This window comes from Pseudomonas sp. BGI-2 (genome assembly GCF_004310295.1).
Lineage (GTDB): Bacteria > Pseudomonadota > Gammaproteobacteria > Pseudomonadales > Pseudomonadaceae > Aquipseudomonas.
On record NZ_SISB01000007.1, the window covers coordinates 84,836 to 111,379 of the forward strand.

The following is a 26,544-nucleotide window of genomic DNA, read 5'->3' on the forward strand; positions in this document are numbered from 1 at the left end:
CGCTACCTTAGTGCCTCGAATTTTGTTTGGCAAGCCGTCCGATGATCTCTCCTAAAAACGATAAAAATACGCGCACCACTGGCCGCCCTACCCTGAACGAAGTGGCACGCCTGGCCGGTGTCAGCCCGATCACCGCTTCCCGCGCCTTGCGCGGCGTCAGCACGGTGGCCACCGAACTGGTGGAAAAAGTGCAGAAAGCGGCCCTTGAACTGAACTACGTGGTCAACCCTGCCGCCCGCGCATTGGCCTCGGCCCAGAGCCATTCGGTGGTGGTTTTGGTGCCTTCACTGTCCAACCTGCTGTTCATCGATACGCTGGAAGCCATTCATCAGGTTTTGCGCCCCAAGGGCTTCGAAGTGCTCATCGGCAACTTCCATTACTCACGTGATGAAGAAGAAAACCTGCTGCGCAATTACATGGCTTATCAGCCCCGTGGCTTACTGCTGACCGGTTTCGACCGCACGGAAAGTTCGCGCCGGATGATCGAGGCGAGCAACATTCCGTGCGTGTACATGATGGAACTGGACAGCGCGGCCGGCCTCAATTGCGTGGGTTTTTCGCAGCTCGCGGCGGGTGAAACGGCGGCGCAACATTTGCTGTCCCGTGGGCGTAAACGCCTGGCCTACATCGGCGCGCAACTGGATCAACGCACCTTGCTGCGCGGCGAAGGTTTTCGCAAAGCCCTGCAAAAGGCCGGTCTGTATGATCCTGACCTGGAAGTGCTGACGCCACGCGCGTCGTCCGTCGGTCTGGGCGGCGAACTGTTTCTGCAACTGTTGGCCAGTCATCCCGACGTGGATGCGATCTTCTTCGGCAACGACGACCTGGCCCAGGGCGCACTGCTTGAAGCCATGCGCTGCGGGATCAAAATCCCCGAACGTGTGGCGATCCTCGGCTTCAACGACCTACCCGCCTCGGCGCACATGGTGCCGCGCCTGAGCAGCATCAGCACCCCGCGCGAGGCCATTGGCCGGCGTTCGGCGGAGTTGATGTTGACGTTGCTGGCGGGGAATGCGGTGGCCAAACCGGTGCAGGACATGGGGTTTGAGTTGAAGGTGCGCGAGAGTACATAACCAGTGTGGGAGTGAGCCAGCTCGCGAGTGCAGTCTACCCGTCAACATAGAGGTTGGATGTACCGACCTCATCGCGAGCAGGTCGAATCGTCGCACCGTCGCTCCCACAGTGGGTCACCGCGTACTCAGCGTCCCATCAACTCGACGAACGCCAACGCGCCTTTCTGCAACGGCTGGCTCTTGAGCCACACTGCGTGCACCGGCAGCACCAAACCGTTCTCGATGTTCCTGAAACTCAGACGCTTCAGCCCTCCAGCGTCGAGCAACGGCTGCACCACCGACAACGGAAAATTACCCCAACCCAACCCGGCCTCAACCATTTCCAGCGCCATGGCCAGGGTGTCGGTGCGCCAATAGGATTCGGCGACCAAGGGCCGGGGTTCGCTGATCGGCAGGTCGCGGCTGGCAACGATGATTTGCCGTACGTGAACCAGATCCTCCAGATACAAATCCTTGCCCTGAAACAGCGGATTGTCCGCCGCGAGCGTGGCGATCATCCGCTCGGTGCCGACGAACTGGAAACGCTCCAGCACATTCATGCTCAACCCGGCGAACGCCAGGCAAACGCTGACGCGACCGCTGTGCAGCATCGCCAACACATCGTCCTGCGGCGCGCTGAGCACTTCTATTTCTAACAGCGGATGACGCTCGGCGATGACCTTGATCGCGGCCAGCAAACGGCGTTTGTCGATGTCCGCCACGACGCCAATCGACAACGTGCTTTCCAGCCCCAGCGACAGTTCGACCGCATGCACTTGCAGCTGCTTGAGCTGTTCGGCGATCAACCGCGCGTGCGGCACCAAAGCACTGGCCATCGCCGTCGGCACCGGTTCGCGATGGCTGCGATCAAACAACGGATAACCGAGTTCGGCTTCGAGGTTGGCAATGCCCATGCTCACCGCCGACGGCACTTTACCCAGCGCACGAGCCGCCGCGGAAAACGAGCCACGCTCGATCACGGCAAGGAACAACTCGATGCTGTCGCTGTTGAAATTCATCCATCGTCCTATCAATTAAACTGAAAGCTGCTGACTTTTTCTGTCAGCCCTATTGAAGCTATCTTTCGCCGCCTACGCCAGTGCTCCTGGCTTCAAGTTCGTGAGAAAGAGGCAAATTCCCATGCAAGGCGTTAAACGCAAACTGGTCTACGTGTCGCTGTACGAAGTCATCGGCATGACGTTCTCGGCGCTGGGCCTGGCGCTGTTGTCCGGCACATCACCTGGCAGCACCGGACCGTTGGCAGTCGTCATCACCACGATCGCGGTGACTTGGAATTTCATCTACACCTCGTTGTTCGAGCGCTGGGAGCGCCGTCAGCCATCGCGCACGCGCACCGTTAAACGGCGCATCGCCCATGCCGTGGGATTTCAACTAACCTTGATAGTGTTTCTCATCCCGCTGATCGCCTGGTGGATGAACATCAGCCTGGTGCAGGCTTTCCTGCTGGACTTGGCGCTGATCATTTTCATCCCGTGCTACACCTTCGCGTTCAACTGGCTGTTTGATCGCACGTTTGGTTTGCCGGCCTCGGCGCTGCCGGATCCGGTTTGAAAACCGCAAAATGTCTGTCAGATTCCTGAAGCGTCGAATCGCTAATGGAGTAGCTCAATGGAACATGTACTGAAGATTCTGGGTAAAGCATCGTCCATCAACGTCAGAAAGGTCCTGTGGACCTGTGAGGAACTGGCTGTTGCCTATGAACGTGAGGACTGGGGCGGCGGTTATGCGTCCACCCACACGCCGGAGTTTCTCCGGCTCAATCCTAACGCGCTGGTGCCGGTGATCATCGATGAAGCCGGCGTGCTCTGGGAGTCCAATACCATTTGCCGTTATCTGGCCGGCAAACACCAAAATACCGATCTGCTACCCCACGAACCGGCTGCGCGCGCTCGGGTGGAGCAGTGGATGGATTGGCAAGCCACCGAACTCAATGCCTCATGGAGTTACGCATTCACGGCCTTGGTCCGCAAAGATCCGGAGTTCCAGGACCCGCATCACATCGCTGCCGGTGTACGTACCTGGAACCAGAAGATGGGCATCCTCGAGCGTCAGCTCGCGACCACTAAAGCTTACGTCGCCGGGCCACGCTTCACCCTGGCCGACATTGTCATCGGGCTGTCAGTCAACCGCTGGCTGATGACCCCGATGGAGCGGCCCGACTACCCGGCCATCGACGAGTATTTTCAGCGACTGGCACAACGCCCGGGCTTCCTCAAACACGGCTGCAACGGCTTGCCTTGATGACATGTCTTGCTTGCCGCCAGGCGGCAAAGGCTAACCGCAAAACCTGCACTGACCGCCTGACCACAAGACCATAACTAGCTGATATATAGATAATTTTCTATATAGGCATACTATTTTCCGAAAGCACTGCACCACACATACCTACAAGGACTACTCATCATGTTGGTCAGTGCAAAACAAATGCAAAACTACCCCTTGCCCAAGCGGTGGGGAAAGGATTCGCTCGCCGAAGCCGCGGCCGGAAGCGACCTTCAGGGCTCGATGATGCAAGCCCTGCAAACCAATGTGCAGTCGCAGGTCCAGACATCCGCGACCCAGCAGGCCACGCAACACGTCAGTGAGGCGAGCAAGATCAGCGACAACGTTGATGAAGCCTTCGCGAAAACCCGCGTGGCATTGCAAGCAGCAGAGTCATTCAAACTGCCCGCCGATGTCCAATTCAGGTCCAGTGACAGCCCGGCCGCGGACGCCTTCAAGGAATACATGAGTAAAAAGCCGGAAGAGCGCATACAAGACGCCATTCTGGAAGAGATGGGTTTGACGAAAGAAGAAGTCGAGCAAATGCCGCCGAAAAAACAACAGGCAATCGCTAAAGAGATCGCCGAGCGCATGGAGGACAAGATCAAACTGGCGCAGGCCGAGAAAGAAGACGCCAGCAGTGAAAAAGGCAGCAGCCAGGTGGTCGACAAACTCCTCGCCTCGCTTTAATAGCGTGGACAATGCGCTTTATGTAGCCGCTGGCGCAGCCTGAGTTCGGCTGCGCAGCAGTCGTAAACCTTACTTGCGCGGTACACCTGATGCACCGCGAGTTCCGATTTTACGACTGCTTCGCAGCCGAACGCAGGCTGCGCCAGCTGCTACACAGGTCCGGCGTGATCAGTCAGTTCAGCTGCAACGTCGAATTGAACTGACTGATCGCATCCACCACATGCCGCGATCCCTGCTGAATCTCCAGGATCACCTCCCCCGCCTCGTTCGCCAGTTCCACCCCGAGTCCGGTTCGGCTCAAGCTCGACTGCATGCTCGACACCGCACTCAACGACAGATCGTGGTTCTTGCGCACCACGTCGACAATCTCCAGCGTCGCCTGGCTCGTGCGTGCCGCGAGGCTGCGCACTTCGTCGGCCACGACGGCAAACCCTCGCCCATGCTCCCCAGCTCGCGCGGCTTCGATGGCCGCGTTGAGCGCCAGCAAGTTGGTCTGGTCAGCAATGCCGCGGATGGTCTGGACGATGGTGCCGATGATGTCGGACTGTTTGCTGACCGCATCGATACTGAGCGCGGCTTCGTTCAAGTCCCGGGAGATGTCCTGAATGATCTGCACCGTTTGCTGCACCACCTGAGAACCTTTCTGCGCACAGGCATCGTTTTGCACCGAGGTGCTGTGAGCCGATTCCGCAGCGGTCTGCAAAGTGGTGACTTGCGGGGTGATGTCGCTGGCAAACTTCACCACTTTGTACAGCCGGCCCTTGGCGTCGAACAATGGGTTGTAGGAGGCTTCAAGAAATACGGTATGGCCGTATTTGTCTTTGCGTTCGAAACGATGGGAGTGATATTCGCCGCGATTGAGTGAAGCCCAGAACGCTTTGTAAGCCTGCGACTCGGCTTCGGCGCGGTGGCAAAACAGGCTGTGGTGCTGACCCACCACTTCGTTGAGCGAGTAATGCATCGTCTTCAGGAAGTTTTCATTAGCCGTGATGACTTTGCCGTCGGGAGAAAACTCGATCACGGCCATGGAACGGCCTATCGCCGCCAGCAGGCTAAGGTTTTCGTGCTCCTGACAGATCCGCGCAGATATGTCCGAGGCGACTTTGATCACGCTTTTAACCTGGCGATCGGGACCGAACACCGGCATGTAACTGGCTTCGAGCCAGATCTCCTTGCCGCTCTTGTTCAAGCGTAAAAAAGTCCCGCTGATCGGTTCGCCACGGGCCAGGTCTCGCCACAACTTCGCGTATTCCTCACTCCGGTAGAACGCTTCTTCACAAAAGATTCGGTGATGTTTGCCACGCACTTCGTCGGCGCTGTAACCCATGACGCTGCAAAAGTTGTCGTTGGCATCGAGCACGATGCCTTCCGGGGTGAACTCGATCATCGCCATCGATCGACTGACAGCCGCCAACTTGGCGTTGGCCTCGGTCAGCGCACAGCTGAATCGTTGGATTTCCAGCAGGTCAGCCTTGTGGTGTAGGTTAAACATGGTCGTATCACCTTCAGCGCGTTTTTTTGATTGATGAAAGTTCTTTGGTCTTTCAACGGATCCACCACATCGCTCTATGGAACAGGCACACGCGTTCCTCCAGGGGAGGAATAGTCAGGTGATCAATGATGTTTAATCGGAGAGTCCATGCAGCAACGCTCTTATCAAGACATCCTTCTCTTGATAGCCCGGGACCGGGCCAGCCCTAACGTTTTCATGAGTAACTCCCTTTACCGGCCAGCTCCTTTGTTGCTCCGTGTCGGTGCTTGAGTTGCGCACTCTTGCTGCGCCCTCTTCATATGGCGAGCGACATGGTTAGCTACGAGTCAGCTTAGACAGCCACTTCAGGGAAGCAAGGCCACTAGTCGGCTAGTATTGGGGACAAAATCGGTTCAGCAAGCATGTCCAGCAACGCCAGTACGGCCGCAGAAGGTTTCTTGTTCAATGCGGCCACCAAGGCAAACTCACGATCGATGCGCGGATGGACCGGCACCACGCGCAAGCCTTGTCGATTTCTTGGCAGCGTCATCTCGGGCACCAGCGTCACGCCGATGTTTTCCCGGACCAGCGTGAAGGCACTGCTCCATTCCCGGACCTCGACCCGAACGTCACGCAAGTGCAGTCCGGCATCAGCGGCGAGGCTGCGGGCGTTGGTCGAGCAACCGCCCGTGGCCAGCACAAAAGGTTGCTCCGCCAACTCCGCGAGGGTGATGCCTTCTTCATTCGAACGGCGCGCCAAAGGATGGCCGCCCGGCAGAACCGCCATCCAGGTGTCACGCCCCAAATGACCGGCATTGCGCTCAGGTGCCGGGTTTAACACCACGCCGACATCCACCAGCCCGGCACCGAGCAGCGTTTCGACTTCATCGTCGCTGACTTCCAGCGCCACCACTTGAATACCGGGATACAGCCGATTGAACTGGCGCAGCAGCGGCGGCAGGAAGGTTGCCAGCACCATGGGAAAACTGGCCAGGCGAATAGTGCCGCGTTGAATGCCTTTGGCGGCATCGACGGTGCTGCGAATCGATTCCAGAGCTTCGAGCATGCTCCGCGCATGCTCGATCACAGGAAGGCCGATGGCCGTCGGCAGGGTCTGGCGATTCTCTCGACTGAACAGCTGAACGCCCAGGGTGTCTTCGATCAGGGCCAACGCCTGGCTGGCCCCTGACTGGGTCATGCCGACGCGCTCGGCAGCCCGGGTGATGTTGCCGGTATCGGCCACCGCCACCACCAATCGCCAGTGCATCAGATTCATCATGGCAGTAGCTTTCCTTATGGCAGTGCTCTGAAAGATTAATTTTACCGAGGGTGCCGCGCACTATGACACTGGCGCAAATCCCCAACCAGAGCTCTGCCGATGAAGTTGTATTACGCCCCACACGCCTGCTCGCTGGCGCCGCACATTGTGCTGCGTGAACTGGATTTGCCCTTCGAGTTGGTACGTGTCGATAACAGGACCAAGAAAACCAAGACCGGCGCTGACTTCCTCGCGATCAACCCAAAAGGTTATGTCGCTGCCTTGCAATTGGATAACGGCGAGGTGCTGACTGAAGGACCGGCACTCCTGCAATACCTGGCGGATCTGCAACCCGAGTCGAACCTTGCTCCGGCGAACGGGACGTTCGAGCGGGTACGGCTGCAGGAGTGGTTGAATTTCGTCTCGACGGAGATTCATGGAGGGTTGGGTTGGCTGTTCAATTCGCAGTTTACGGATGAGGTGAAGGCGCAGATCAAAGAGAAGCTGTTCAAGCGGTTGGCGGTGCTGAGCCAGACGCTGGAGCGGCAGGATTATTTGATGGGTGAGTTCAGCGTTGTAGATGCGTATTTGTTTACGGTGTTGCGGTGGGCGCCGCTGTTTGCGATTGATCTGGATCAGTGGCCGGCGTTGGTGCGGTTTCAGGCCAGGGTTGACCAGAAGCCAGCCGTTAAGGCGGCGCTGGCTGCTGAATCTTTGTAAGCCTTGAGACCATCGCGAGCAAGCTCGCTCCCACAGGGGGATCTTCAGCGGACACAGTATTTGTGTACACCCGAGATACACTGTAGGAGTGAGCCTGCTCGCGAATGCGGTAGCTCAGACACCGCAAAAACATAAGACAAACTTACAAACTCGCCCCCACCTTGGTCGCCACCTCCCCCGGTACCCAAGCTTTCCAGATCTGCGGCTGATCGCGCAAAAACGCCTCAGCCACTTGTCGCGGTTGCTGGCGTTTTTCGCTCATCTGCCCCAGCGTCTGGTTCAGCAAGTCGATCGGAAAATCGACTTTTTCAAAGAACGCCACCAGGTCCGGGTACTGCGCCTTGAACGGCGCGGACACGCCAATCGCAAGGCTTGCCGGCATCGAGCGCGTGCCTTTTGGGTGCGGGTTATTGGCATCGGCCAGGGTCTTCCAGGCTTCGGCATCGAACGGCGGCTCGTCGAGTTTCACCAGTTTGAATCGGCCCAGCAGAGGTGTTGGCGACCAGTAGTAAAACAGCACCGGTTTGCCACGGCGGATCGATGAGGCAACCTCAGCATCCAGCGCAGCCCCGGAGCCGGTACGGAAGTTGACGTAGCTGGAGGTCAGGTCATAAGCCTTGAGTTTCTGGCTGTTGACGATCTCCGAGGTCCAGCCGGTCGGGCTGTTGAGGAACCGCCCGCGGCTTGGGTCTTCCGGGTCGCGGAACACGTCCTTGTAACGGGCCAGGTCGGCAACGGATTTCAGCTCCGGGGCCAACGGTTTGATGCCGCGTTCCGGGTCGCCCTTGATCACGTATTCGGGCACCCACCAACCTTCGGTGGCGCCTTTGACCGTGTCACCCAAACCAAACACTTTGCCCTCGGCTGACGCCTTGACCCACGCCGGACTGCGCCCGGCCCATTCTTCGCCGATCACCTGAATGTCGTTCCTGGCCAACGCCGCTTCGAGGCTGACGGTGCTGCCCGGCAAGGTGTCGGTCGGGTAGCCGTAACCCTTCTCGACAATCAGTCGCAGGATTTCGGTGATCAGGCTTCCGCTCTCCCAGGTGATGTCACCGAAGTGAATCGGCGCGGTTTTTTCGGCTGCCGGAACATGGGTAGCTACAAGGCTCAGGGCCAGCAGCGAACTGCCAAGCAGGGTTTTGATCGATCTCATGCGGACCTCTGGGTCAGGGGTTGGTTGACGCTGTGCTGGGCGCACAATGCCTGGGAGCGGGTCACGTAGACGCTGACCGAGCGCTGGGAAATCCCCAGTTCGGCGGCGATTTGCGGGTAGGTCAAACCGTCGATTCGCGCCAACAGGAAAGTCGCCCTGACCTTGCCCGGCAAACTCCCAAGCGTCTGGTCCAGGACCTGCAATGCCTGGCTCAGTTGCACCAGCTCTTCAGGCGATTTCACAGTCTGTGAATCGATGTGTTGCAACTGATCGAGGTGCTGATGCTCCAGATCACGACGGCGCCATTGCTGATAAATCAACCGTTGGGCAATGGTGGTGAGCAAGGCGCGTGGCTCGCGGATCGGCGTCAGCCTTGGAGATTCGAGCAGTTGCACGAAGGTTTCGGCGGCGATGTCTTCGACGCTGAAACCGGCCCCTGAATGCCGGCGCAAGCGTGCGCACAGCCAGGGGTAATGAGCGCGGAACAATCCGCCCACGTTGTTGCGATGGGAGACGTAAGTGCCGGACATAGAGGCTCCAAGGGTTAGGGGTCGCTGAATGTCCGGTGATCCGGTGGCGCGATCCTAGCAAGGAGCCTTATTCTTTAATAATACTTAAAAAGCATTTTTATATTCCTTCAAGGAATTTAGATAAATGGCGCTTGATCAATCGCATTCGCGGGCAAGCCTCGCTCCTACAGGTTAGGTGTCGACCGCGATATGGATGATCGACACCCAACCTGTAGGAGCGAGGCTTGCCCGCGAAAAATCTATCGGTCAACGCAACCACCCATACCCCAGCGCTTCAGCTTCCTGCTGATAATCGAGAATGATTTGATAGTCGGCTTCGGTGGCCGGCAGCACTTCTTGCAGGCCGAGGATTTCCGCGACATCGGGCAACTCGTGCAATGAGGTGTTCATTTCTTGGCGAAGCGCTTCAACCTGTTCATCAGTCCGCGTCGCAGCCGTAATGAACGGCAAGGTCGGACTGAACGCACTTCGGGCGACGACGCGCAGACCCGCGACCTCTTTGTCGGCATGTCGCGCCAGATAGGCGAAGGTCACGCTGTCGATGGCCGCCAGGTCTGCAAGCTCTTCGCGCAGCCAGCGCAGGCTCTCCCGGTGGCTGCCACTGATGGCGACACTGGAAAAAAACTGCCCGTCGCGATGCAGCGGTGCCAATCGGTGCCGCAAAAGGTTCATGCCGCTGTTGGAGTCTTCGCCATTGATCACCCCGCGACTGTCACGAAAGGCCGGCAAGGTTCGCCGTGCATCATCGGCGCGGCACAGCAGCAAGCTGCAATGGTTGCCACCGCTACTGTCGGGAAGTTCATAACGAGGCCGGCCGACGACCCGGACTTTGCCGCGCAATGCGGTCATCAGCGGGTAGCCGCAGGTTTGGGTCAGCAGCAGATCCGGCGAGAGCCAGAGTTCGGGCAGCGTCAGGCCTTCGGCACTCAAACGGGCATGGCCAAGGTGTTCGAGGATGCGTGAAAGCCAGCGCTCGTTGGCCTGGCGTATGGGCTCGGGGGCGACGTACATCAGTAATTCGGCGATGTGCTGTGTCATCAAAAATCTCCCCGGCAATGAAACTCCCCTGTGGGAGCGAGCCTTGTGGCGAGGGGGTTTACCCCCGTTGGGTCGCGAAGCGGCCCCAAAAAATGGACTGCTGCGCAGTCCAACGAGGTGATGCGGCATTCCGACAAGCCCCCTCGCCACAAAGGCTCGCTCTCACAGGGTTCAGGTGTCGCTCATAAAAATCAGTGGAATGGATGCCGCGGGCTATCAATGGCCTTCACTCCATTCTCCCGCCACAACTGCCCATAACCCTGCACCAGAAACCCGCCGCTGCGCACCAGCCATTGCTCGCGGCGCGCGTGGTAGGCGCGTGGCAAGTCGTACCAGGGCAAACCCGGCAAGTCGTGATGCACCAGGTGAAAATTGAGGTTCAGGAACAGCCAGCGCCACGGCCAGGCCGCTTCGTTAAGTACAGTGCGTTGCTCGGGTTCGGTGTGCGGGCGGTGTTCATAGTAGGAGCGAATCATGGCAATCGAAAGTGCCGGCACGCTGATCAGCGACAGGTAATGCCAGACCGGCAGCACACTGTAGCGCGCGATGAACACCAGCATCAGCAGGGTCAGCGCACCATGGGTCAGCCACATCAACCACGCTTGCCGCTCACCGTTAATCAACCACTGCAGTTCCTCCTTCGCCAGTGCCAGCAGGGCCAGCGGCGCGCCGAGCATGAAGCGACCGAGCACGGTTTTGTTCAGCCAGTGCAGGCCTTGTTCGAAGAGCGAACTGCCCTGCCACTGCTCGGCCGTCAGGTAACGGCTTTCCGGATCGACACCTGGGAGGGTCAGGTCTTCGTCGCTGTGATGCAGCAAATGGCTGTCGCGATACAAGGTGTAGGGATACCAGACGGCGAGCGGTGCGTAGCCGAGGATTTTGTTCAGCGATGTCCAACGGGTGGGATGCCCGTGAAGCAATTCGTGCTGCACCGACAACCACAGCACCACCAGCGGAATCAGCAGAACAGTGCTCCACCACAGCCCCAACCAATCACTCGTCAGGACAATGCTGAACCAACCGCCATACACGCCGATCAGCAACAGCCAGGTCGGCCACTCGGTGCGAGCGGTCAGGCGTTGACGCAGGGTTTCGATTTCTTCTCGGTGGGCAGCATCGAAGTAATGGGACATGGCGTTGCTCAGATCGGGGACCAGTCCCCCTCTGTGCAATGGCGCAGGAAAATCTTGCAGATTATTTGGTTATTTCGTTAGATGTGCAGCAGGAGCCCGAGGGCCGGGCTCCCCTTGTCGCGTGATCAATGACCGAACACATCCACCTTCTTGGCCTTCTTGTCTGCACGCTTTTCATCGGCGGTTTTCGCCGGCTTCTTCTTTGCTGCTTTTTTTGAATCCATGCCTTTGGCCATGATACGTACTCCACTCATACGGGATTAGAGATCAGGTATACACCTATCCCCGGCCGCGCGTTCTTTTATAATCCCCCGCTTTGCGCACCGGCAGACCCGACCCATGCCCGACACCCAGTACACCCTGCTCGCCGAGCCGTTATGGCCGTTGATGAACAAGTTTTATCGCGCCCACCAATCGTCGATGAAAGCGGTCCGCGACGCTCAGCTGTGGGTCGCCAGGCGCGAAGAGATCATTGGCGCGCTGTGTTTGCGGCCGGTCTCGGGCGGGCATTGGTTGACGGGGTTGTTCGTCGATCCGGCCTGTCGGCAACAAGGGATCGCGGCGGCGTTGATCGCCGAAGCGGTGAGCGGTCTTGATCAACCGGTCTGGCTGTTCTGCCATCCCGACTTGCGTGGCTTTTATGAACGCCAAGGGTTTTCCTTCGATCCGCACATGCCTTACGCCATGACCGAACGCTTGAGCCGTTACGCGCGCAGCAAACCGATGATCGCCATGGGCCTGGCTAAACAGCACACTTCAGACTGATGGCCCCCTGTAGGAGCGAGCCTGCTCGCGAAATCGGAGTGTCAGACGACATCAATGTTGAATGACCCATTGCTTTCGCGACCAGGCTCGCTCCCACAGGGGGTTGTGGTGTTTTCGGATCAGTCGTCGGCGTTGGGGTCGAGATCCGGGAACATCACCTCGGTAAACCCGAATTTGCTGAAGTCGGTAATCCGCGACGGGTACAGCCGGCCGATCAGGTGATCGCATTCATGCTGTACCACTCGCGCATGAAATCCCTCGGCCATCCGCACAATCGGCTGGCCCTTGGGATCAAAACCTTCGTAGCGAATCTGCTGATAGCGATCCACCGCACCACGCAGGCCAGGCACTGACAGGCACCCTTCAAAACCCTCTTCCATCACTGGGCTCAACGGCGTGATCAGCGGATTGATCAAAATGGTCTGCGGCACCGCTTCAGCATCCGGATAGCGTTCGCTGTGCTCGAAACCAAAGATCACCAATTGCAGATCAACTCCGATCTGCGGCGCGGCCAGGCCAACGCCGCCGACGCTTTCCATCGTCTGGAACATGTCGTCGATCAACTGCCACAGCTCAGGGCTGTCGAACATTTCTGCCGGAACCGGCGGGGCAACGCGCAGCAGGCGTTCATCGCCCATTTTCAGAATTTCACGGATCATTTGATGACTTCGTCAGTGGTGGGCTTGATCGAGTGATCCCGACCCAGTCCCGAAACATGCTGTTTGTGTTCTTGGTCATTCTCGCCCGGGACTTTTTCGCCGTCATTCTTGCCTTCGGTCGACATGTGCTCGATCACCGCATTCATCTCGGCGCCCAGCAGCAACACCGCGGCGGAAATATAGAAGTAGAGCAACAGCACGATGATCGCGCCGATACTGCCATACATGGCGTTGTAGTTGGCGAACTCCTTGACGTACAAACCAAAGCCCACGGAGGCGAGGATCCACACCACCACCGCCAGCACCGAGCCTGGGGTGATAAAACGAAACTCCTGTTTGACGTCGGGCATGACGTAATAAATCAGCGCCACGGCCACCATCAGCAAAATCACGACCACTGGCCAGCGAACGATGGTCCACAGGGTCACGATGAAGTCTTCCATGCCGACTTGCGCGGCAATCCAGCCCATCAGTTGCGGCCCGAGCACCATCAGCGCGGCGGCGACCAGCAGCATGCCGGCAATGCCGACGGTGTAGATAATCGACAGCGGAAAACGCTTCCACGCGGGCCGGCCTTCGACCACGTCGTAAGCGGCGTTCATTGCGCTCATCATCAGCCGCACGCCGGCGGACGCGGTCCACAGAGCAATCACGATACCAATCGACAGCAAGCCACCCTTGGACTGCTGGAGTTGGTCGATCACCGGGTTCACCTGTTCCAGAGCCTGGGGCGGCAGGACCAGCTCGGATTGCAGGCGCAGCCACGAGAAAAAGTCCGGCAGGTGCAGGAAACCGATCAGGGCGATGAGAAAAAGAATGAAGGGGAACAGCGAGAACAACATCTGATAGGCCAGCGCCGAGGCATAGGTCGACATCTCGTCGTCGACGAACTCGGTGACCGTGCGCACCATCACGCGATGGATGGGCAGACCTTTCATGTCCGGGAAAATCATTAGCGTCTCCTTTCGCCGCAAAATGGGTAGAAGTCGTGGCGACTCAGGGGCCGTTTTCTACATCAAAGTAGCCTACTTGGCGACTTTGAAACAATTTCCGTGCGCAAGTTCAGGCTGACACAAAAACGGCCATCCGTGGATGGCCGTTCATGTTGCTCACCAAAGGCCGAATCAAGCCTTGTCGACGCCTTTCTTGATAGCGTCCTTGGCTTTACCGACCGCTTGCTGGGCCTCGCCTTTCTTTTCCTGCACTTTGCCTTCGGCTTGCAGTTTGGTGTTGTCAGTGACCTTGCCGACGCCTTGCTTAACGTTGCCGGCGGCTTCGTTGGCCATGCCTTTTACTTTATCGCCAGTGCTGCTCATGGTGTTTCTCCTGTGAACAAATCAATGAGAAAGGTCGTTACACAAAGATTGACCGGAGGCGTTTGCACGGAGTTTCATTTATTTTCAGCCACACATTTCATCGTTCAGTGCAGATCAGGCTTTATGTTTGCCGACCAACCCCCGAGAATGCGCAACGTATTCAGGCCATGCGCTGAAGATCCAATCCCGTAGGAATGTTATGAAACTCGATAAAAAGCAGGCCATTGCCCGCAGAAACCAGGAACTCGGCGGTGCTGTGCTTGGCGTCAACAACTGCCATTTCACCGAACTGAACCGCAACCGCAACATCTGGTGGTTCGATATCCCGGTGGCGCGCCTGGCCATTGGTCAGTACGAATGGGTTCACCTGCTGATGCACACGCCAGACACTGACGAACTGCTGCACCTGAAAGTGCCGACGGTGTTCCTGCGCGAGAAGCTTGAAGGCCTGGTGGTGCGCAACGAAGGCAAGCGCAAAGCCGCTTTGAGCCTGGAACTGAGCGCGGACAAGGATTCGTACCTGCAAGACATGCGCCCGGCGGGCACCAACGTCAATTTCGCGCCGTTCCGCCTCTAAAGAGATCGTTCCCACGTGTGGGAACGAACAGTCAGGCAACAAGAAGCCCCGCATCTGCGGGGCTTCTTGTGTGTTACGCGCCTACCTTCTTGGCGCCGAGCTTCTTCAATTCTTCGTCGCGCAACTCGCGGCGCAGGATCTTGCCGACGTTGGTGGTCGGCAGCGCGTCGCGGAACTCCACGGAGCGCGGGACCTTGTAGCCGGTCACGTTCGCACGCATGTGCTCCATCACCTGCTCTTTGGTCAACGTCACGCCCGGTTTGGCAACGATGAAGATCTTGATCGCCTCGCCCGACTTCTCGTCCGGCACACCGATGGCCGCGCATTGCAGCACGCCCGGCAGGGTCGCCAGCACATCTTCCAGTTCGTTCGGGTACACGTTGAAACCGGAAACCAGGATCATGTCTTTCTTGCGATCGACGATGCGCATGTAGCCGTCAGGCTGGATCAGCGCGATGTCACCGGTTTTCAACCAGCCTTCGCTGTCGAGCATTTCATCGGTGGCGTCCTGACGCTGCCAATAGCCCTTCATCACTTGCGGACCTTTCACGCACAGTTCGCCGATTGCGCCCAACGGCTGCTCAACGCCGGCATCGTCGATGATTTTGCACACGGTCGACGGCACCGGAATACCGATGGTGCCGATCTGAATGTGCTGAATCGGGTTCACGGTGGCTACCGGGCTGGTTTCGGTCATGCCGTAACCTTCGCAGATGGCGCAACCGGTGACCGCTTTCCAACGCTCGGCCGCGGCCAGTTGCAGGGCCATGCCGCCGGACAGGGTGACTTTCAGTGCGGAGAAATCCAGCTTGCGGAAGCTTTCGTTGTTGCACAGCGCCACAAACAAAGTGTTGAGGCCGACGAAACCGCTGAACTTCCACTTCGACAGTTCCTTGACCATCGCCGTCAAATCGCGCGGGTTGCTGATGAGGATGTTGTGGTTGCCGATCAGCATCATCGCCATGCAATGAAAGGTGAACGCATAGATGTGGTACAGCGGCAGCGGCGTGATCAGGATCTCGCAGCCTTCGTTGAGGTTGGAACCCATCAGCGCCTTGCACTGCAGCATGTTCGCGACGAGGTTGCGATGGGTCAGCATCGCGCCCTTGGCCACGCCGGTTGTGCCACCGGTGTATTGCAACACGGCAACGTCGCTGCTGGCCGGATTGGCTTCTGCCACTGGCTGGCCGTGGCCCTTGCTCAGCACGTCGTTGAACTTGATGGCCTTGGGCAGGTGATACGCCGGGACCATCTTCTTCACGTACTTGATGACGCTGTTGACCAGCAGGCGCTTGAGCGGTGGCAGCAGGTCCGCCACTTCGGTGACAATCACGTGCTTGACGCCGGTTTTCGGCACCACGGTCTCGGCCAGATGCGCCATGTTGGCCAGGCAGACCAGGGCTTTGGCACCGGAATCGTTGAATTGATGTTCCATTTCCCGCGCGGTGTACAGCGGGTTGGTGTTGACCACGATCAGCCCGGCGCGGATGGCACCGAACACAGCGACCGGGTACTGCAACACGTTGGGCAGTTGCACGGCGATTCGATCGCCCGGCTGCAAGTCGGTATGCTGTTGCAGGTAAGCGGCAAAGGCACCGGACAATTCGTACAGTTCACCGTAGGTAATTGTCTTGCCCAGGTTACTGAATGCCGGTTTGTCGGCGAAACGCTGGCAGGATCGTTTCAACACTGCCTGAATATTCGGATACTCGTCAGGATTGATCTCGGCAGCAATCCCGGCAGGGTACTTATCCTTCCAAAAGTCTTCGTTCATGGAAGCCCACTCCTCAGCAACGCGAATTCAGCACCGCATTTGATGCGATTATTATTGGTGTGTGTTTGTTGGTATCTTTTTGTTGGTGAGTCCGGCGCTTTTACAAGCCCGAGAAGTCACAAAGCGCGCCGAGAGTAGCAGCTTTGCCAAGGGTCGACCAGAGCCAAAAACGGCCTCTATGGTCACAATAGTGACTCAAGAATTGCTAGCGGTCATTTTAGAGCAAAGATTCTATACCACCCTGAAAAGCCTCTGAAACCGGGGCTTCAGATCTTTAAAAGCTTCGCGGGCAAGCCTCGCTCCTACGGGTTCGGTGGTGTTCACAGTATCGGTGAACGACACAAAACCCTGTGGGAGCGTGCGATGCGGCGATCCGACTTGCCCGCGAACGCGCGAAGCGCGGCCATTCAACGATCAGGCGATATCCCGCAACTCCCGCCGCAAGATCTTGCCCACCGGCGTCATCGGCAACGACTCACGCAACACGATGTGCTTGGGCACTTTGTACGCCGTGAAGTTTTCCTTGCAGTAAGCCTTCAGCTCTTCAAGGCTGACCCCCGATTCGCGGGCCACCACAAACAACTTCACCGCCTCCCCCGAACGCTCGTCCGGCACGCCGATCACCGCGCAGTTGGCGACTTTCGGGTGAGCCATCACGATGTCTTCGATCTCGTTCGGGTACACGTTGAAACCCGAGACGATGATCATGTCTTTCTTGCGATCAACAATGCGCACAAAACCATCCGGGTCGATCACCGCGATATCACCGGACTTGAACCAGCCCTCGGCATCCAGCACCTCGGCGGTGGCTTCCGGTTTCTGCCAGTAGCCCTTCATGATCTGCGGGCCCTTGATGCAGAGTTCGCCGCGTTCGCCCAAGGCCTGCTCGACGCCTTCATCGTTGATCACTTTCAGCGTGGTGCCCGGCACTGGCAGGCCGACCGTGCCGATACGCGATTTGTCGCCGTACGGGTTGGTGCAGGCCACCGGTGAGGTTTCGGTCAGGCCGTAACCTTCGGTGATGCGGCAACCGGTGAGCTGTTCCCAGCGTTCGGCGGTGGCCTTTACCAGCGCGGTGCCGCCGGAGTTGGTGAGTTTGAGGCTGGAGAAATCCAGGGTCTTGAAGTCCGGGTGATCCATCAGCGCGACAAACAGCGTGTTCAGCCCCAGCAGCGCCGAAAACCGCCAGTTCTTCAGCTCCTTGATGAAGCCGCCGATGTCGCGAGGATTGGTGATCAGCACGTTGTGGTTACCGGTCACCATCATGCACATGCAGTTCGCCGTGAACGCATAGATGTGGTACAGCGGCAGCGGCGCGATCATCACTTCCTGACCTTCGCGCAGCAGCGGCTGACCGTCGCTGCCGAACTGCCCGAGGCACGCCCGCGCCTGCTGCATGTTCGCCACCAGGTTGCCGTGGGTCAGCATCGCGCCCTTGGCCAGGCCCGTGGTGCCGCCGGTGTATTGCAACACCGCGATGTCGTCGAGGCTGACGTTCAGCGGCTTGATGCCCAGGCCCCGGCCAAGACGCAGCGCACTCTTGAAGGAAATCGCCTGCGGCAAGGAATACGCCGGGACCATCTTCTTGACCTTGCTGACCATGGTGTTGACCAGCCAGCCCTTGGCACTGGGCATCAAGTCGCCCATCTTCGCTTCGATCAGGTACTGGATATCGGTGTCGGGCAGCACTTCCTGGACCTTTTGCCCGAACACGTTCAGGTACACCAGCGCCCGGGCGCCGGAGTCCTTGAACTGATGACGCATCTCCCGCGCGGTGTACAGCGGGTTGGTGTTGACCACGATCAGCCCGGCGCGCAAGGCACCGAATACGGCAATCGGGTAATGCAGGACGTTGGGCATCTGCACCGCAATGCGATCCCCCGGCACCAGGTCGGTGTGGGCTTGCAGGTAACCGGCGAACGCCAGGCTGTAGCGTTCCAGTTCGGCGTAGGTCAGGGTCACGCCCATGTTGCTGAAGGCGGGGCGATCAGCGAATTTCTTGCAGGAACGCTCGAACACCTCAAGCACCGACTTATAGGCCCCAAGGTCAATATCCAGGGGCACACCGGCCGGGCGTTTGTCATTCCAGAAATCAGGTTGCATTGTTCTTGTCCTCTTTACCTGAGCCTATCCGAGCCGCTTTTCTGTCCTTCTTCAAAACAAAGAGCGAAGAGCGGGGCTTCACGGACACTAGCAGCTATAGCGAATCAGGCAAATATGCCAACGGCCGTCATTGACCGCATGAATCTTGCTGCAGCGGCGTGGCCTGATCAGACGGCAGGCGCAGGATGCGCTATACAATGCATCGAAGCTGTTTTCCCACCCGGCAGCCCCATGCAAAGGAATCGCCATGATCCACGACACTTTTTGGCTGACCGCGAGTGACCGCAGCCGCCTCTACGTCAACCAGTGGCTGCCCGATCCACCTTTAAAAGCCGTGATCCTGCTGGCCCATGGCATGGCGGAACACAGCGGTCGCTACGCCCGCCTCGCGGAAAAACTCTGCCAGCAGGGTTACGGCGTCTACGCGCCGGACCTGCGTGGACATGGCAAAACTGCCGAAAACGGGACACTCGGCCATTTCGCCGACGACGATGGCTGGTGCAAAGTGGTCGGCGACCTGGCCAGCCTCAACCAACACATCGGCCAGCAACATCCCGGCGCACCGATCGTGCTGCTCGGCCACAGCATGGGCAGCTACATCGCCCAGGCCTATCTGCTGCATCACAGCGCCAGCCTGCACGGCGCGGTGCTCAGCGGTTCGAACTTCCAGCCGATCGCGCTTTATCGCGCGGCGCGACAAATTGCCCGGCTCGAAGGCCTGCGCCAAGGGCGCAAGGGCCGCAGCGCGCTGATCGAGTGGTTGTCGTTTGGCTCGTTCAACAAAAAATTCAAACCGGCGCGCACGCGGTTCGACTGGCTCAGCCGGGATCCGGCGGAAGTTGATCTGTACGCCAACGACCCGCTCTGCGGCTTTCGTTGTACCAATCAGCTGTGGATCGATTTGCTCGGCGGCTTGCAGCAAATCAGCAAAGCGTCCAATCTCGCTCAGATTGATCCCGGCCTGCCGTTGCTGGTGATTGGCGGTGAATGTGATCCGGTGAGCGAAGGCAAACGTCTGAAAGATCTGGCCCATGCGCTGCGCGCGGCCGGCAGCCAGCACCTGCAACTGACTATTTACCCGCAGGCACGGCATGAACTGTTCAACGAAAGCAACCGCGATGAAGTGATCAATGACGTGTTGAACTGGATCGCCCAGGCGCTAAGCCACCGTAGGCCACCCAGATCGGAATAGTTTTTTTGTGGATTTTTTTATTCGTCACAGGAATTGAAACAGATGACCCAGGTTACCAACACCCCTTACGAAGCCCTCGAAGTCGGCCAGACCGCCAGCTACAGCAAGACAGTCGAAGAGCGCGACATTCAGTTGTTCGCCGCGATGTCCGGTGATCACAACCCGGTGCACCTGGACGCCGAATTCGCCGCTGGCACCATGTTCAAGGAGCGCATCGCCCACGGCATGTTCAGCGGGGCGCTGATCAGCGCTGCCGTCGCTTGCGAGTTGCCTGGGCCGGGGACTATTTATATCGGTCAGCAGATGAGTTTTCAGAAGCCGGTGAAGATTGGCGACACCCTGACCGTGCGCCTGGAGATCCTGGAGAAACTGCCGAAGTTTCGTGTGCGGATTGCCACTCGGGTGTTCAACCAGCGCGATGAATTGGTGGTGGATGGCGAGGCCGAGATTCTTGCGCCGCGCAAGCAGCAGACGGTGACATTGCCTACCCTGCCGGCGATCAGCGTTGGCTGAAGCGCCTATCGGCGCATTTCGCGAGCAGGCTCACTCCTACATTCGACCGCATTCTCTCAGAATGACTGCGATCTAATGTAGGAGTGAGCCTGCTCGCGAAGGGTGACATCTCGGTATCACTGCCCTTCGTGCACCTGCACACTCGCCGTCATCCCAGAACTCAAATTCATCCCTTCCGGCAACTTATCAATCTTGATCCGCACCGGAATCCGCTGCGCCAGCCTTACCCAGTTAAACGTCGGCTCCACCTCCGCCAGCAACTGCCCGTCCGGCGTAGTGTTACGATCGGTGATCCCGCGGCTGATGCTTTCCACATGCCCGTCCAGCGCTTCCCCCGCGCTCATCAACCAGACCTTCACCGGATCGCCGACACGAATCCGCGGCAACTTGGTTTCCTCGAAATAGGCCTGTACATAGAAGGTCGAATCATCGATCAACGCCATCACCGGTTGCCCGGCATTCACGTAATTGCCTTGGGCCAGACGCAGGTTGGTTATGTGGCCGCTGCGAGGCGCATGAACCTGGCTGCGCGCGAGATTGAGTTCGGCGACCTTGGCTTCCGCCTGAGCCTCACGCAATTCTCCACGAGCGATGCCGGCGTTGATTTGCGCGTTCTCGCGCAACTCGGCACTGATTGCTTGCGGTCCGAGGCTGGCGCGGCGACTGGCTTCGCGTTCGCGCAGATTGAGTTGCTGCTGGCGGGTCTGCACCACCGCCTGGGCCTTCTCCAGCGCCGCTTCGAAACGATCACGATCGATGCTCAGCAACAGATCGCCAGCCTTGACCTGCTGGTTATCGAACGCCTTGAGTTCACGCACCCAACCCGAGACGTCCGGGGCGATCACCACCACGTCGGCGCGGATCCGCGCATCCCGGGTCCAGGGCGTGAGCATGTAGTACTGCCACAAATGGAAGCCGGCAAAGATCGCCACCGCCACCAGGCACAGGGTTACCGCGACACGTACGGGAGTACGCATTTTCAACTCCTTATAATGGTCCGAGGACGACGGTGATGAGGGTCAATACACAGACGTACAAGGCGCAATCAAACAGTGCTTCGTGCCAGATCCAACGGCCGACCGGTGTCAGGCGCAACAGCATGCGCAAGGCTCCGGTGACGAGCAGTGCCAGCAGCACATAAATCAGAAACGGACTGAGCAGCACGCCGCCCACCGACCACTCACGCAAGCCCATGGCTTTGCTCCTGTTGACGGCACCAGGCGCGCCAGCTGCTTTGCAATTGCAGCACAGCACCCTGGGCCAGTTTCACCGCGTCGCTGGGCGGCAACGCGTACAAGGTCTTCAAGAATTCTTCGCTGGGTTGTTCCAGCGCATCGGCGCAGTCGCCTGCGGGGCCGTGCTCGAGTACTTTTTCCAGCTGGTCGAGATAACGTCGCTGTGGCGCGCTGACCGGCGCCTGAGCCACCGCCAGACTCAACCGCAGATGCAGCAATTCATCGCCGATATCGAGACCGAGCAAGCCGTCATCCCAGCGGCTTCGCGCCGGTTCCGGCAACTCGGGATAGTGCCGCGCCAGTTGCAGCAAACGGTCGGCCATGCGCCCGCCGAACCAGCTTTCGGCACCGCGCAGGTTGCGTCGGGTCAGCCGTACCAGATCGTCGAGCGTCGCCGCCAGCAAGCGGCGGCCATGCCACACAGGGTTACGCAGGATCAGCAAATGAAACGCCAGTACCGCCGCGCCGACACCGACCACCATCGCCTGGGCGCTGTTGAAGAACGTGGCGACGTCGAATTTCATCGCGTTCAGCGGCGACACCAGCACGATGAAGTGCAGACAGAACGAAGTGGCCGTGGCGCCAATCTGCGGTTTGGCCATGCCCAGCGCACCGAGAAACAACGGCACGCCCATGCCCATGCACAGCAATGCAAATCCGCTCCATTGCGGCAACAGAATCTGCCCGACAAAAAACGCGGCTGGAATCGCCAGAAAAATCCCGCGCATAAAACTCATGCCAATCTGCGCACCGTTCTCGCGACTGGCAAACAGGCTGCACACCACGCAGGTCAGCACCAATGCGCCGGCCGCGGCGGGCCAGGCCGTCGCCAGCCAGAAGCACGACACCACCAGAAACGCCAAGGCACTGCGCGCGCCGAAAACCAGCGCCAATGACAGGTCGCGGTGCGGCGTCAGGGTGCGTGGCGGATCGACCGTTGCGCGGCCCTCCTCCACCGCTTTCAACGCCGCCGTCGCCGCTATTGCGGTATCGAGCAGCAAGGTGAAACGGGCCAGGCAATAACTCTGCGCGGAGCTGATGTGCGGATCATGGGAAGCATCGAGCAACCTCGGCCGCAACGCTTGCAGGGTCGAGGTATCGGCACCGCTGAGCGCAGCCTGAACCTCGGTCATCCAAGGCAACAGTTGCGCGGCTTCCTGTGGCACCAACTGTTTCCACTGCCGACGCACCGAACGGGCGATACGCAGCAGCATCAAGAGCTTCTGACTCAAACCGCTGATGGCGCGTGCGCGCTGCCGACCGAGGCCACCTTCAAACCAGGCATGCTCTCGCTGGGCATCGACGGCGACAATTCGTCCGAGAATTTCCAGCAAGCCTTTACGCGCCTGAGCATCGCCGGCCAGGGTGGCACGCGCAGCATTCATCCCGCTGTTCCAGGCGGCTCGTGCCTGATCCGCCAGTTGCCGCTCGACCCGCATCGGCCACAGCAACGCGCTGGCCGCCGTGGCGCAAAGGATGCCCAGACAGATTTCCGTGCAGCGCGCCACGGCTTGGTCGAACACCGTCAATGGATGAGTAATGGCCGGCAACGCGATGATCGCCACCGTGTAACCGGCCAGCACAAAGGAATAGGACCAGGCACTGCGCAGCAACGTCGAACTCGCCGTACACAGCCCGAGCCACAACGCCAATGCCAGTAAAAACAGCCAGGGCGTCTGGGCGAACAAGCCCATGAACACCACCGACATGATCGTTCCGACCAGCGTACCCAACAGCCGCGCCAGCCCTTTCTGCACCACCATTCCGGACAGTGGCTGAGCGACGATGAACGCCGTCATCAGCGCCCAGGCGGGTTGCTCCAGACCCCAGCGCAATGCCAGCCACAGTGCCAGGCCGCCGCCGATCAGGGTCTTGATCGCGAACTGTAGTGCGCGGCGGTCCGGCGCGAATAACGCCTGCAAAGTGATAGGCACGAAAAGCACTCTTGAAAGGACGACTTAACGATAGTCGGGTTCGTCTACGTCATTTGAATAGCCATTTGGAAAACAATTATTAGCTAGCTATCTAAAACCCGTCCAGCGTTAATTCCCGGGCACAAAAAAACGCCAGACTGGCTGGCGTTTTTGACAGGCCACGAGCGCTTAAGAGCGTGCGCGAGCCTGGTTACGCAGGGCTTTCACCTGATCGTGATTGCGTTGCACGCCGTGGTACTGACGTTCAACCATGTCACGAATGCCCACCAGGTTGTACTTGTTGATTTTTTCCATGGCTTCTTTGTAAGCCTTCAGTGCATGGTCTTCACCGCGTTCGGCTTCGTTCAGCACGGCTTCTTCATCCTTGCCGGTGAACATCGCTTTCACATCGACCCAGCGACGGTGCAGGTCACCGCTGACGCTGGTGGAAGTTTCCGGATCGCCACCCATCGAACGCACGGCGCTCTGGAGTTCGGCAGCTGCGGTGGCGCAGTCAGTGGAGCGTTGCACGAACAGGGTTTTGAGTTCAGGGTGTTTGATGTCTTCAGCGCAAGTCTTGAACCCTTCCTGACCGTCTTTGCTGGTTTCAATCAGGTCGTTGAGTACAGAGATCGCTTCTTTATTCATGTCGGTCATTTTTCAATTCCTTGCGGGTTGATGAAAGATGCAATAGCTGTTGCACCCTGCATGCCAGCTTCGAATAGATAATTTACTCGTTATATTTCAAAGACATAGGTTTAACGACGAAATCTGTATCCGCTTTTTTTGCATGATCTGTCAATTGGCCTGCATGCAGAATGCCTGTATTTTCCCGATCGAATGAATTCAGACGACCCATGATGAACCCAGAAAAACTCGAACTGTTGATCACCCGTGAAATGCCCTTCGGCAAATACAAGGGTCGAATCATTGCCGACCTGCCCGGCCAATACCTGAACTGGTTCGCCCGGGAAGGTTTCCCGCATGGCGAACTGGGCGGTTTACTGGCGCTGATGCAGGAGATCGATCACAACGGTCTGTCGGAACTGCTCGAACCACTGCGTGCCAAACACGGCAAACCTGCCCCGCGCCACTGAACTTGCCGAAACCGAGTAGCCCATGCCCGATAACACCCGTCGCGCCCGTGATGAACACTTCTGGAAGACCTTCGCCGACCGCTACGCTGTCGAACCCGGGCCTATCAACCTGGAAAACGGTTACTTCGGGCGCATGTCACGCACCGTGGTCGAGGAGTACCAGCGCAACATCGAGCTGATCAACCGCAGCAACTCGGTGCATGTGCGCCAGCGTTTCGAACAGGTCGAAAGCCTTAAGATCCGGGCACAGCTTGCCGGGATGATGGGCGTTCCCGCCGACACCGTGGCCCTCACCCGCAACGCCTCGGACGGATTGCAATCGCTGATCCGCAGTTACAATTGCCTTCAACCGGGCGATCAGGTGCTGATTTGCGATCTGGAGTACGACACGGTCAAAGGTGCAATGCGTTGGCTGGCCCGGCACCGCGGCGTGGAAGTGATCGAGATCGACCACGCGCATCCCGCCAGTTACGACAGCTTGGTGGCCACCTATCGCGACGCATTCGTGCGTTATCCAAAGCTCAAATTAATGGCCCTGACCCACGTCACCCACCGCACCGGACTGGTCATGCCGGTGCAGGCTATCGCTGCCGCCGCCAAGGAACACGGAATCGACGTGATCCTCGATGGCGCGCACGCCCTGGGCCAGGTCGAGTTCAACCTGGATGAACTGGGCGTTTCTTTCGCCGGCTTCAACCTGCACAAGTGGATCGGCGCTCCGCTGACGCTCGGCTTTATCTACATAGCCCCCGAGCGCCTGGCCGACATCGACCCGGACATGGGCGAGATGCATTTCCCGGTCACCGATATTCGCGCCCGCACGCCGTACAGCACGCCGAACATCCCTGCGCTGCTGACGCTGTCGCTGGTGTTCGAGGAGCATCTCGCCATGGGTGGGGCTGCGGCCAAGAGCACACGGCTCAACTACCTGCGCAACCGGTGGGTCAGCGCGGTTCGCGAGCTGTCGGGGATTGATGTCATGACACCCGATGACCCGCGACTGTATTGCGGCATTACCTCGATGCGCTTTACCCATCATCCCGATCAACAGGCGATGGTCGAGCGGCTGCTCAGTGACTACAACCTGTTCACCGTGGTCCGCAGCGGCGCGGCGAGCGGGCCATGCATTCGCATTACGCCGGGGCTCACGACCACCGCTGCCGACATGGATTTGCTAGCCCGGGCGCTGACCGAACTGCGCTGACGTCATACCGTGTACTTGTCGAAGTCCTCCGGTTTGATTTGCGTCGACGCGGCGAAGGTATCGATACCGATGGTGGTGTGGCCGAAAAAGCCATCCTCGTTCGAGTCCCGACCGAGGGTGTGGACCGTTAATGTCGAGGCCTCGCCGCCCTGATGCCGGTAATGAACGTCTTCATTGTTGGTCAGCGGTGAGGAGGATCGGCCGCTGTACTCCCGGGCATTGAGCACCGAGCGCGAGGCGGGTTCGGGAAAGTACAGCTGGCCGACCCAGGCGACGTGTCGCTCGTCGAGGAAATTGTTGCCGGACGTGATGCGTACCGCGACATGAATGTGCATGGCTCGACCGGCATAGAACCCCGGGTAGATGGTGGTAAATCGCACCACGCCCTTTTTGTCGGCGAATTGCCCGCCACGCAGATAGGTGTCGTCGTCGGTGCGCGGGACCGAGCCGATGTCACCGACATCGACTTCCTTGTCCGGATTGATCTTGCTCCAGCCCGAATACGCACCGCGCGCATTGCAATGCCAGATGTCGACCAGGGCCCCGGTCACAGGCTGGCCGGTCATGGCATCGACAATCGTCAGTCGCAGCACCAAGGGAATGCCATCGGCGCTTTCGCTGATGTTGCGGCGAATCAGTTTCGGATTGCGGAAATACGGGCCGGCGATTTGCTCGGGAGACAGCAGGTGAACCGGGGGGGTGGGTGCAACGGAGTTGTTGTCGTCCATGACGTTCTCTCTTCCATAAGATGAACGCAGGTTAACGCTGGATGAGCGGCGGGATGCGGTAACTATGTATCGCGTCATTTCCCCTGTAGGAGCGAGGCTTGCCCGCGAAAGCGTCGGATCAGTCAACTTCAATGCTG

Annotated in this window: 28 protein-coding genes and 1 pseudogene; 11 read left to right on the forward strand and 18 right to left on the reverse strand. The window is 58.8% G+C overall.

The window, feature by feature from the left end; genetic code table 11:
- Positions 1-41: 41 nt before the first annotated feature.
- On the forward strand, positions 42-1,073 hold the full coding sequence (locus EYC95_RS07220; RefSeq protein WP_131059738.1) for a LacI family DNA-binding transcriptional regulator: 1,032 nt from the start codon (positions 42-44) through the stop codon (positions 1,071-1,073).
- 125 nt (positions 1,074-1,198) lie between these two features.
- Here EYC95_RS07220 and EYC95_RS07230 read toward each other — a convergent pair whose 3' ends face one another.
- Complete coding sequence (locus EYC95_RS07230) at positions 1,199-2,071, reverse strand: LysR family transcriptional regulator (protein ID WP_131059739.1); 873 nt, start codon at positions 2,069-2,071, stop codon at positions 1,199-1,201.
- A gap of 121 nt (positions 2,072-2,192) precedes the next feature.
- On the opposite strand from EYC95_RS07230, the gene EYC95_RS07235 reads away from it, so the two are divergent.
- The 3 genes from EYC95_RS07235 (at position 2,193) to EYC95_RS07245 (ending at position 4,025) form a co-directional block, all read left to right on the forward strand.
- Positions 2,193-2,624, forward strand: coding sequence for a PACE efflux transporter (locus EYC95_RS07235; protein ID WP_131059740.1), 432 nt, complete (start codon positions 2,193-2,195; stop codon positions 2,622-2,624).
- Positions 2,625-2,681: 57 nt separating this feature from the next.
- The gene (locus EYC95_RS07240) at positions 2,682-3,314 is read left to right on the forward strand and encodes a glutathione S-transferase family protein (RefSeq protein ID WP_131059741.1); all 633 of its coding nucleotides are present in this window, start codon (positions 2,682-2,684) and stop codon (positions 3,312-3,314) included.
- A 162-nt stretch (positions 3,315-3,476) separates the two neighbouring features.
- Positions 3,477-4,025 (forward strand): hypothetical protein, encoded by a 549-nt coding sequence (locus EYC95_RS07245; RefSeq protein WP_131059742.1) that lies wholly within the window; start codon positions 3,477-3,479, stop codon positions 4,023-4,025.
- A 172-nt stretch (positions 4,026-4,197) separates the two neighbouring features.
- Here the strand turns inward: EYC95_RS07245 and EYC95_RS30980 are convergent, their stop codons facing one another.
- The 3 genes and pseudogenes from EYC95_RS30980 to EYC95_RS07255 all read right to left on the reverse strand — a co-directional run bounded on the left by EYC95_RS30980 (position 4,198) and on the right by EYC95_RS07255 (position 6,775).
- On the reverse strand, positions 4,198-4,767 hold the full coding sequence (locus EYC95_RS30980; protein ID WP_371928408.1) for a methyl-accepting chemotaxis protein: 570 nt from the start codon (positions 4,765-4,767) through the stop codon (positions 4,198-4,200).
- A pseudogene (locus tag EYC95_RS30985) lies at positions 4,741-5,517 on the reverse strand (PAS domain-containing protein); the annotation flags it as partial. The pseudogene EYC95_RS30985 and the gene EYC95_RS30980, both read right to left, overlap by 27 nt.
- Before the next feature lie 361 nt (positions 5,518-5,878).
- Positions 5,879-6,775, reverse strand: a complete 897-nt coding sequence (locus EYC95_RS07255) for a LysR family transcriptional regulator (protein WP_131059744.1) — start codon at positions 6,773-6,775, stop codon at positions 5,879-5,881.
- 99 nt (positions 6,776-6,874) lie between these two features.
- Between EYC95_RS07255 and gstA the strand changes: the two genes are divergently transcribed.
- Positions 6,875-7,474 (forward strand): glutathione transferase GstA, encoded by a 600-nt coding sequence (gstA, locus tag EYC95_RS07260; RefSeq protein ID WP_131059745.1) that lies wholly within the window; start codon positions 6,875-6,877, stop codon positions 7,472-7,474.
- A 142-nt stretch (positions 7,475-7,616) separates the two neighbouring features.
- Here the strand turns inward: gstA and EYC95_RS07265 are convergent, their stop codons facing one another.
- From EYC95_RS07265 to EYC95_RS07280, 4 genes are all read right to left on the reverse strand, one after another.
- Complete coding sequence (locus tag EYC95_RS07265; RefSeq protein ID WP_131059746.1) at positions 7,617-8,630, reverse strand: ABC transporter substrate-binding protein; 1,014 nt, start codon at positions 8,628-8,630, stop codon at positions 7,617-7,619.
- Positions 8,627-9,160 (reverse strand): sigma-70 family RNA polymerase sigma factor, encoded by a 534-nt coding sequence (locus tag EYC95_RS07270; RefSeq protein WP_131059747.1) that lies wholly within the window; start codon positions 9,158-9,160, stop codon positions 8,627-8,629. Before EYC95_RS07270 ends, EYC95_RS07265 begins: the two co-directional genes overlap by 4 nt.
- 246 nt (positions 9,161-9,406) lie before the next feature.
- Positions 9,407-10,198: a phosphate/phosphite/phosphonate ABC transporter substrate-binding protein gene (locus EYC95_RS07275; RefSeq protein ID WP_131059748.1), complete on the reverse strand. Its 792-nt coding sequence runs from the start codon at positions 10,196-10,198 to the stop codon at positions 9,407-9,409.
- Positions 10,199-10,389: 191 nt separating this feature from the next.
- Positions 10,390-11,331: a fatty acid desaturase gene (locus tag EYC95_RS07280; protein ID WP_131059749.1), complete on the reverse strand. Its 942-nt coding sequence runs from the start codon at positions 11,329-11,331 to the stop codon at positions 10,390-10,392.
- A 339-nt stretch (positions 11,332-11,670) separates the two neighbouring features.
- Between EYC95_RS07280 and EYC95_RS07285 the strand changes: the two genes are divergently transcribed.
- Complete coding sequence (locus EYC95_RS07285) at positions 11,671-12,096, forward strand: GNAT family N-acetyltransferase (protein ID WP_131059750.1); 426 nt, start codon at positions 11,671-11,673, stop codon at positions 12,094-12,096.
- Positions 12,097-12,215: 119 nt separating this feature from the next.
- Here the strand turns inward: EYC95_RS07285 and def are convergent, their stop codons facing one another.
- The 3 genes from def to EYC95_RS07300 form a co-directional block, all read right to left on the reverse strand.
- Entirely contained in the window at positions 12,216-12,755 is a 540-nt protein-coding gene (gene def, locus EYC95_RS07290; protein ID WP_131059751.1) for a peptide deformylase, read from the reverse strand.
- Positions 12,752-13,708, reverse strand: coding sequence for a YihY/virulence factor BrkB family protein (locus EYC95_RS07295; RefSeq protein ID WP_131059752.1), 957 nt, complete (start codon positions 13,706-13,708; stop codon positions 12,752-12,754). Before EYC95_RS07295 ends, def begins: the two co-directional genes overlap by 4 nt.
- Positions 13,709-13,879: 171 nt before the next feature.
- Positions 13,880-14,071 (reverse strand): CsbD family protein, encoded by a 192-nt coding sequence (locus tag EYC95_RS07300; RefSeq protein WP_131059753.1) that lies wholly within the window; start codon positions 14,069-14,071, stop codon positions 13,880-13,882.
- A gap of 199 nt (positions 14,072-14,270) precedes the next feature.
- Between EYC95_RS07300 and EYC95_RS07305 the strand changes: the two genes are divergently transcribed.
- Complete coding sequence (locus EYC95_RS07305) at positions 14,271-14,648, forward strand: hypothetical protein (RefSeq protein WP_109634211.1); 378 nt, start codon at positions 14,271-14,273, stop codon at positions 14,646-14,648.
- A 73-nt stretch (positions 14,649-14,721) separates the two neighbouring features.
- Here the strand turns inward: EYC95_RS07305 and fadD1 are convergent, their stop codons facing one another.
- Positions 14,722-16,422 (reverse strand): long-chain-fatty-acid--CoA ligase FadD1, encoded by a 1,701-nt coding sequence (fadD1, locus tag EYC95_RS07310; protein ID WP_131059754.1) that lies wholly within the window; start codon positions 16,420-16,422, stop codon positions 14,722-14,724.
- A 414-nt stretch (positions 16,423-16,836) separates the two neighbouring features.
- Positions 16,837-18,525, reverse strand: a complete 1,689-nt coding sequence (fadD2, locus tag EYC95_RS07315; protein ID WP_131059755.1) for a long-chain-fatty-acid--CoA ligase FadD2 — start codon at positions 18,523-18,525, stop codon at positions 16,837-16,839.
- 247 nt (positions 18,526-18,772) lie between these two features.
- On the opposite strand from fadD2, the gene EYC95_RS07320 reads away from it, so the two are divergent.
- A complete protein-coding gene (locus EYC95_RS07320; RefSeq protein WP_131059756.1) occupies positions 18,773-19,717 on the forward strand; it encodes an alpha/beta hydrolase in 945 nt (314 codons plus the stop codon).
- A gap of 42 nt (positions 19,718-19,759) precedes the next feature.
- A complete protein-coding gene (locus EYC95_RS07325) occupies positions 19,760-20,230 on the forward strand; it encodes a MaoC family dehydratase (protein WP_131059757.1) in 471 nt (156 codons plus the stop codon).
- A gap of 116 nt (positions 20,231-20,346) precedes the next feature.
- Here EYC95_RS07325 and EYC95_RS07330 read toward each other — a convergent pair whose 3' ends face one another.
- From EYC95_RS07330 to EYC95_RS07345, 4 genes are all read right to left on the reverse strand, one after another.
- Positions 20,347-21,207: an HlyD family secretion protein gene (locus EYC95_RS07330; protein ID WP_131059758.1), complete on the reverse strand. Its 861-nt coding sequence runs from the start codon at positions 21,205-21,207 to the stop codon at positions 20,347-20,349.
- Positions 21,208-21,217: 10 nt separating this feature from the next.
- Positions 21,218-21,424 carry a DUF1656 domain-containing protein gene (locus tag EYC95_RS07335; protein ID WP_008151119.1) on the reverse strand — a complete coding sequence of 69 codons (207 nt, stop codon included), beginning with the start codon at positions 21,422-21,424 and terminating at the stop codon, positions 21,218-21,220.
- The gene (locus EYC95_RS07340) at positions 21,411-23,399 is read right to left on the reverse strand and encodes an FUSC family protein (RefSeq protein ID WP_131059759.1); all 1,989 of its coding nucleotides are present in this window, start codon (positions 23,397-23,399) and stop codon (positions 21,411-21,413) included. The genes EYC95_RS07335 and EYC95_RS07340 overlap by 14 nt, the downstream gene beginning before the upstream one ends.
- A gap of 168 nt (positions 23,400-23,567) precedes the next feature.
- Positions 23,568-24,035 carry a PA2169 family four-helix-bundle protein gene (locus EYC95_RS07345; protein ID WP_131059760.1) on the reverse strand — a complete coding sequence of 156 codons (468 nt, stop codon included), beginning with the start codon at positions 24,033-24,035 and terminating at the stop codon, positions 23,568-23,570.
- A gap of 203 nt (positions 24,036-24,238) precedes the next feature.
- Here EYC95_RS07345 and EYC95_RS07350 point away from each other — a divergent pair, with 203 nt between their 5' ends.
- On the forward strand, positions 24,239-24,475 hold the full coding sequence (locus EYC95_RS07350) for a DUF3820 family protein (protein ID WP_007949456.1): 237 nt from the start codon (positions 24,239-24,241) through the stop codon (positions 24,473-24,475).
- Positions 24,476-24,497: 22 nt separating this feature from the next.
- Positions 24,498-25,679 carry an aminotransferase class V-fold PLP-dependent enzyme gene (locus tag EYC95_RS07355; RefSeq protein WP_131059761.1) on the forward strand — a complete coding sequence of 394 codons (1,182 nt, stop codon included), beginning with the start codon at positions 24,498-24,500 and terminating at the stop codon, positions 25,677-25,679.
- A 2-nt stretch (positions 25,680-25,681) separates the two neighbouring features.
- Here the strand turns inward: EYC95_RS07355 and EYC95_RS07360 are convergent, their stop codons facing one another.
- The gene (locus tag EYC95_RS07360) at positions 25,682-26,407 is read right to left on the reverse strand and encodes an intradiol ring-cleavage dioxygenase (RefSeq protein ID WP_131059762.1); all 726 of its coding nucleotides are present in this window, start codon (positions 26,405-26,407) and stop codon (positions 25,682-25,684) included.
- Between the last annotated feature and the right edge of the window lie 137 nt (positions 26,408-26,544).

Bases quoted from the DNA above. Each gene is read 5' to 3' on its own strand.
- EYC95_RS07325 (WP_131059757.1), top strand. From the start codon at position 19,760: ATGACCCAGGTTACCAACACCCCTTACGAAGCCCTCGAAGTCGGCCAG.
- EYC95_RS07345 (WP_131059760.1), bottom strand. From the start codon at position 24,035: ATGACCGACATGAATAAAGAAGCGATCTCTGTACTCAACGACCTGATT.
- EYC95_RS07300 (WP_131059753.1), bottom strand. From the start codon at position 14,071: ATGAGCAGCACTGGCGATAAAGTAAAAGGCATGGCCAACGAAGCCGCC.
- EYC95_RS07295 (WP_131059752.1), bottom strand. From the start codon at position 13,708: ATGATTTTCCCGGACATGAAAGGTCTGCCCATCCATCGCGTGATGGTG.
- EYC95_RS07220 (WP_131059738.1), top strand. From the start codon at position 42: ATGATCTCTCCTAAAAACGATAAAAATACGCGCACCACTGGCCGCCCT.
- EYC95_RS07265 (WP_131059746.1), bottom strand. From the start codon at position 8,630: ATGAGATCGATCAAAACCCTGCTTGGCAGTTCGCTGCTGGCCCTGAGC.
- gstA (WP_131059745.1), top strand. From the start codon at position 6,875: ATGAAGTTGTATTACGCCCCACACGCCTGCTCGCTGGCGCCGCACATT.
- EYC95_RS07355 (WP_131059761.1), top strand. From the start codon at position 24,498: ATGCCCGATAACACCCGTCGCGCCCGTGATGAACACTTCTGGAAGACC.
- EYC95_RS07240 (WP_131059741.1), top strand. From the start codon at position 2,682: ATGGAACATGTACTGAAGATTCTGGGTAAAGCATCGTCCATCAACGTC.
- EYC95_RS07320 (WP_131059756.1), top strand. From the start codon at position 18,773: ATGATCCACGACACTTTTTGGCTGACCGCGAGTGACCGCAGCCGCCTC.
- fadD2 (WP_131059755.1), bottom strand. From the start codon at position 18,525: ATGCAACCTGATTTCTGGAATGACAAACGCCCGGCCGGTGTGCCCCTG.
- EYC95_RS07275 (WP_131059748.1), bottom strand. From the start codon at position 10,198: ATGACACAGCACATCGCCGAATTACTGATGTACGTCGCCCCCGAGCCC.
- def (WP_131059751.1), bottom strand. From the start codon at position 12,755: ATGATCCGTGAAATTCTGAAAATGGGCGATGAACGCCTGCTGCGCGTT.
- fadD1 (WP_131059754.1), bottom strand. From the start codon at position 16,422: ATGAACGAAGACTTTTGGAAGGATAAGTACCCTGCCGGGATTGCTGCC.
- EYC95_RS07255 (WP_131059744.1), bottom strand. From the start codon at position 6,775: ATGATGAATCTGATGCACTGGCGATTGGTGGTGGCGGTGGCCGATACC.
- EYC95_RS07305 (WP_109634211.1), top strand. From the start codon at position 14,271: ATGAAACTCGATAAAAAGCAGGCCATTGCCCGCAGAAACCAGGAACTC.
- EYC95_RS07350 (WP_007949456.1), top strand. From the start codon at position 24,239: ATGAACCCAGAAAAACTCGAACTGTTGATCACCCGTGAAATGCCCTTC.
- EYC95_RS07270 (WP_131059747.1), bottom strand. From the start codon at position 9,160: ATGTCCGGCACTTACGTCTCCCATCGCAACAACGTGGGCGGATTGTTC.
- EYC95_RS07360 (WP_131059762.1), bottom strand. From the start codon at position 26,407: ATGGACGACAACAACTCCGTTGCACCCACCCCCCCGGTTCACCTGCTG.
- EYC95_RS07330 (WP_131059758.1), bottom strand. From the start codon at position 21,207: ATGCGTACTCCCGTACGTGTCGCGGTAACCCTGTGCCTGGTGGCGGTG.
- EYC95_RS07245 (WP_131059742.1), top strand. From the start codon at position 3,477: ATGTTGGTCAGTGCAAAACAAATGCAAAACTACCCCTTGCCCAAGCGG.
- EYC95_RS07280 (WP_131059749.1), bottom strand. From the start codon at position 11,331: ATGTCCCATTACTTCGATGCTGCCCACCGAGAAGAAATCGAAACCCTG.
- EYC95_RS07235 (WP_131059740.1), top strand. From the start codon at position 2,193: ATGCAAGGCGTTAAACGCAAACTGGTCTACGTGTCGCTGTACGAAGTC.
- EYC95_RS07230 (WP_131059739.1), bottom strand. From the start codon at position 2,071: ATGAATTTCAACAGCGACAGCATCGAGTTGTTCCTTGCCGTGATCGAG.
- EYC95_RS07285 (WP_131059750.1), top strand. From the start codon at position 11,671: ATGCCCGACACCCAGTACACCCTGCTCGCCGAGCCGTTATGGCCGTTG.
- EYC95_RS07335 (WP_008151119.1), bottom strand. From the start codon at position 21,424: ATGGGCTTGCGTGAGTGGTCGGTGGGCGGCGTGCTGCTCAGTCCGTTT.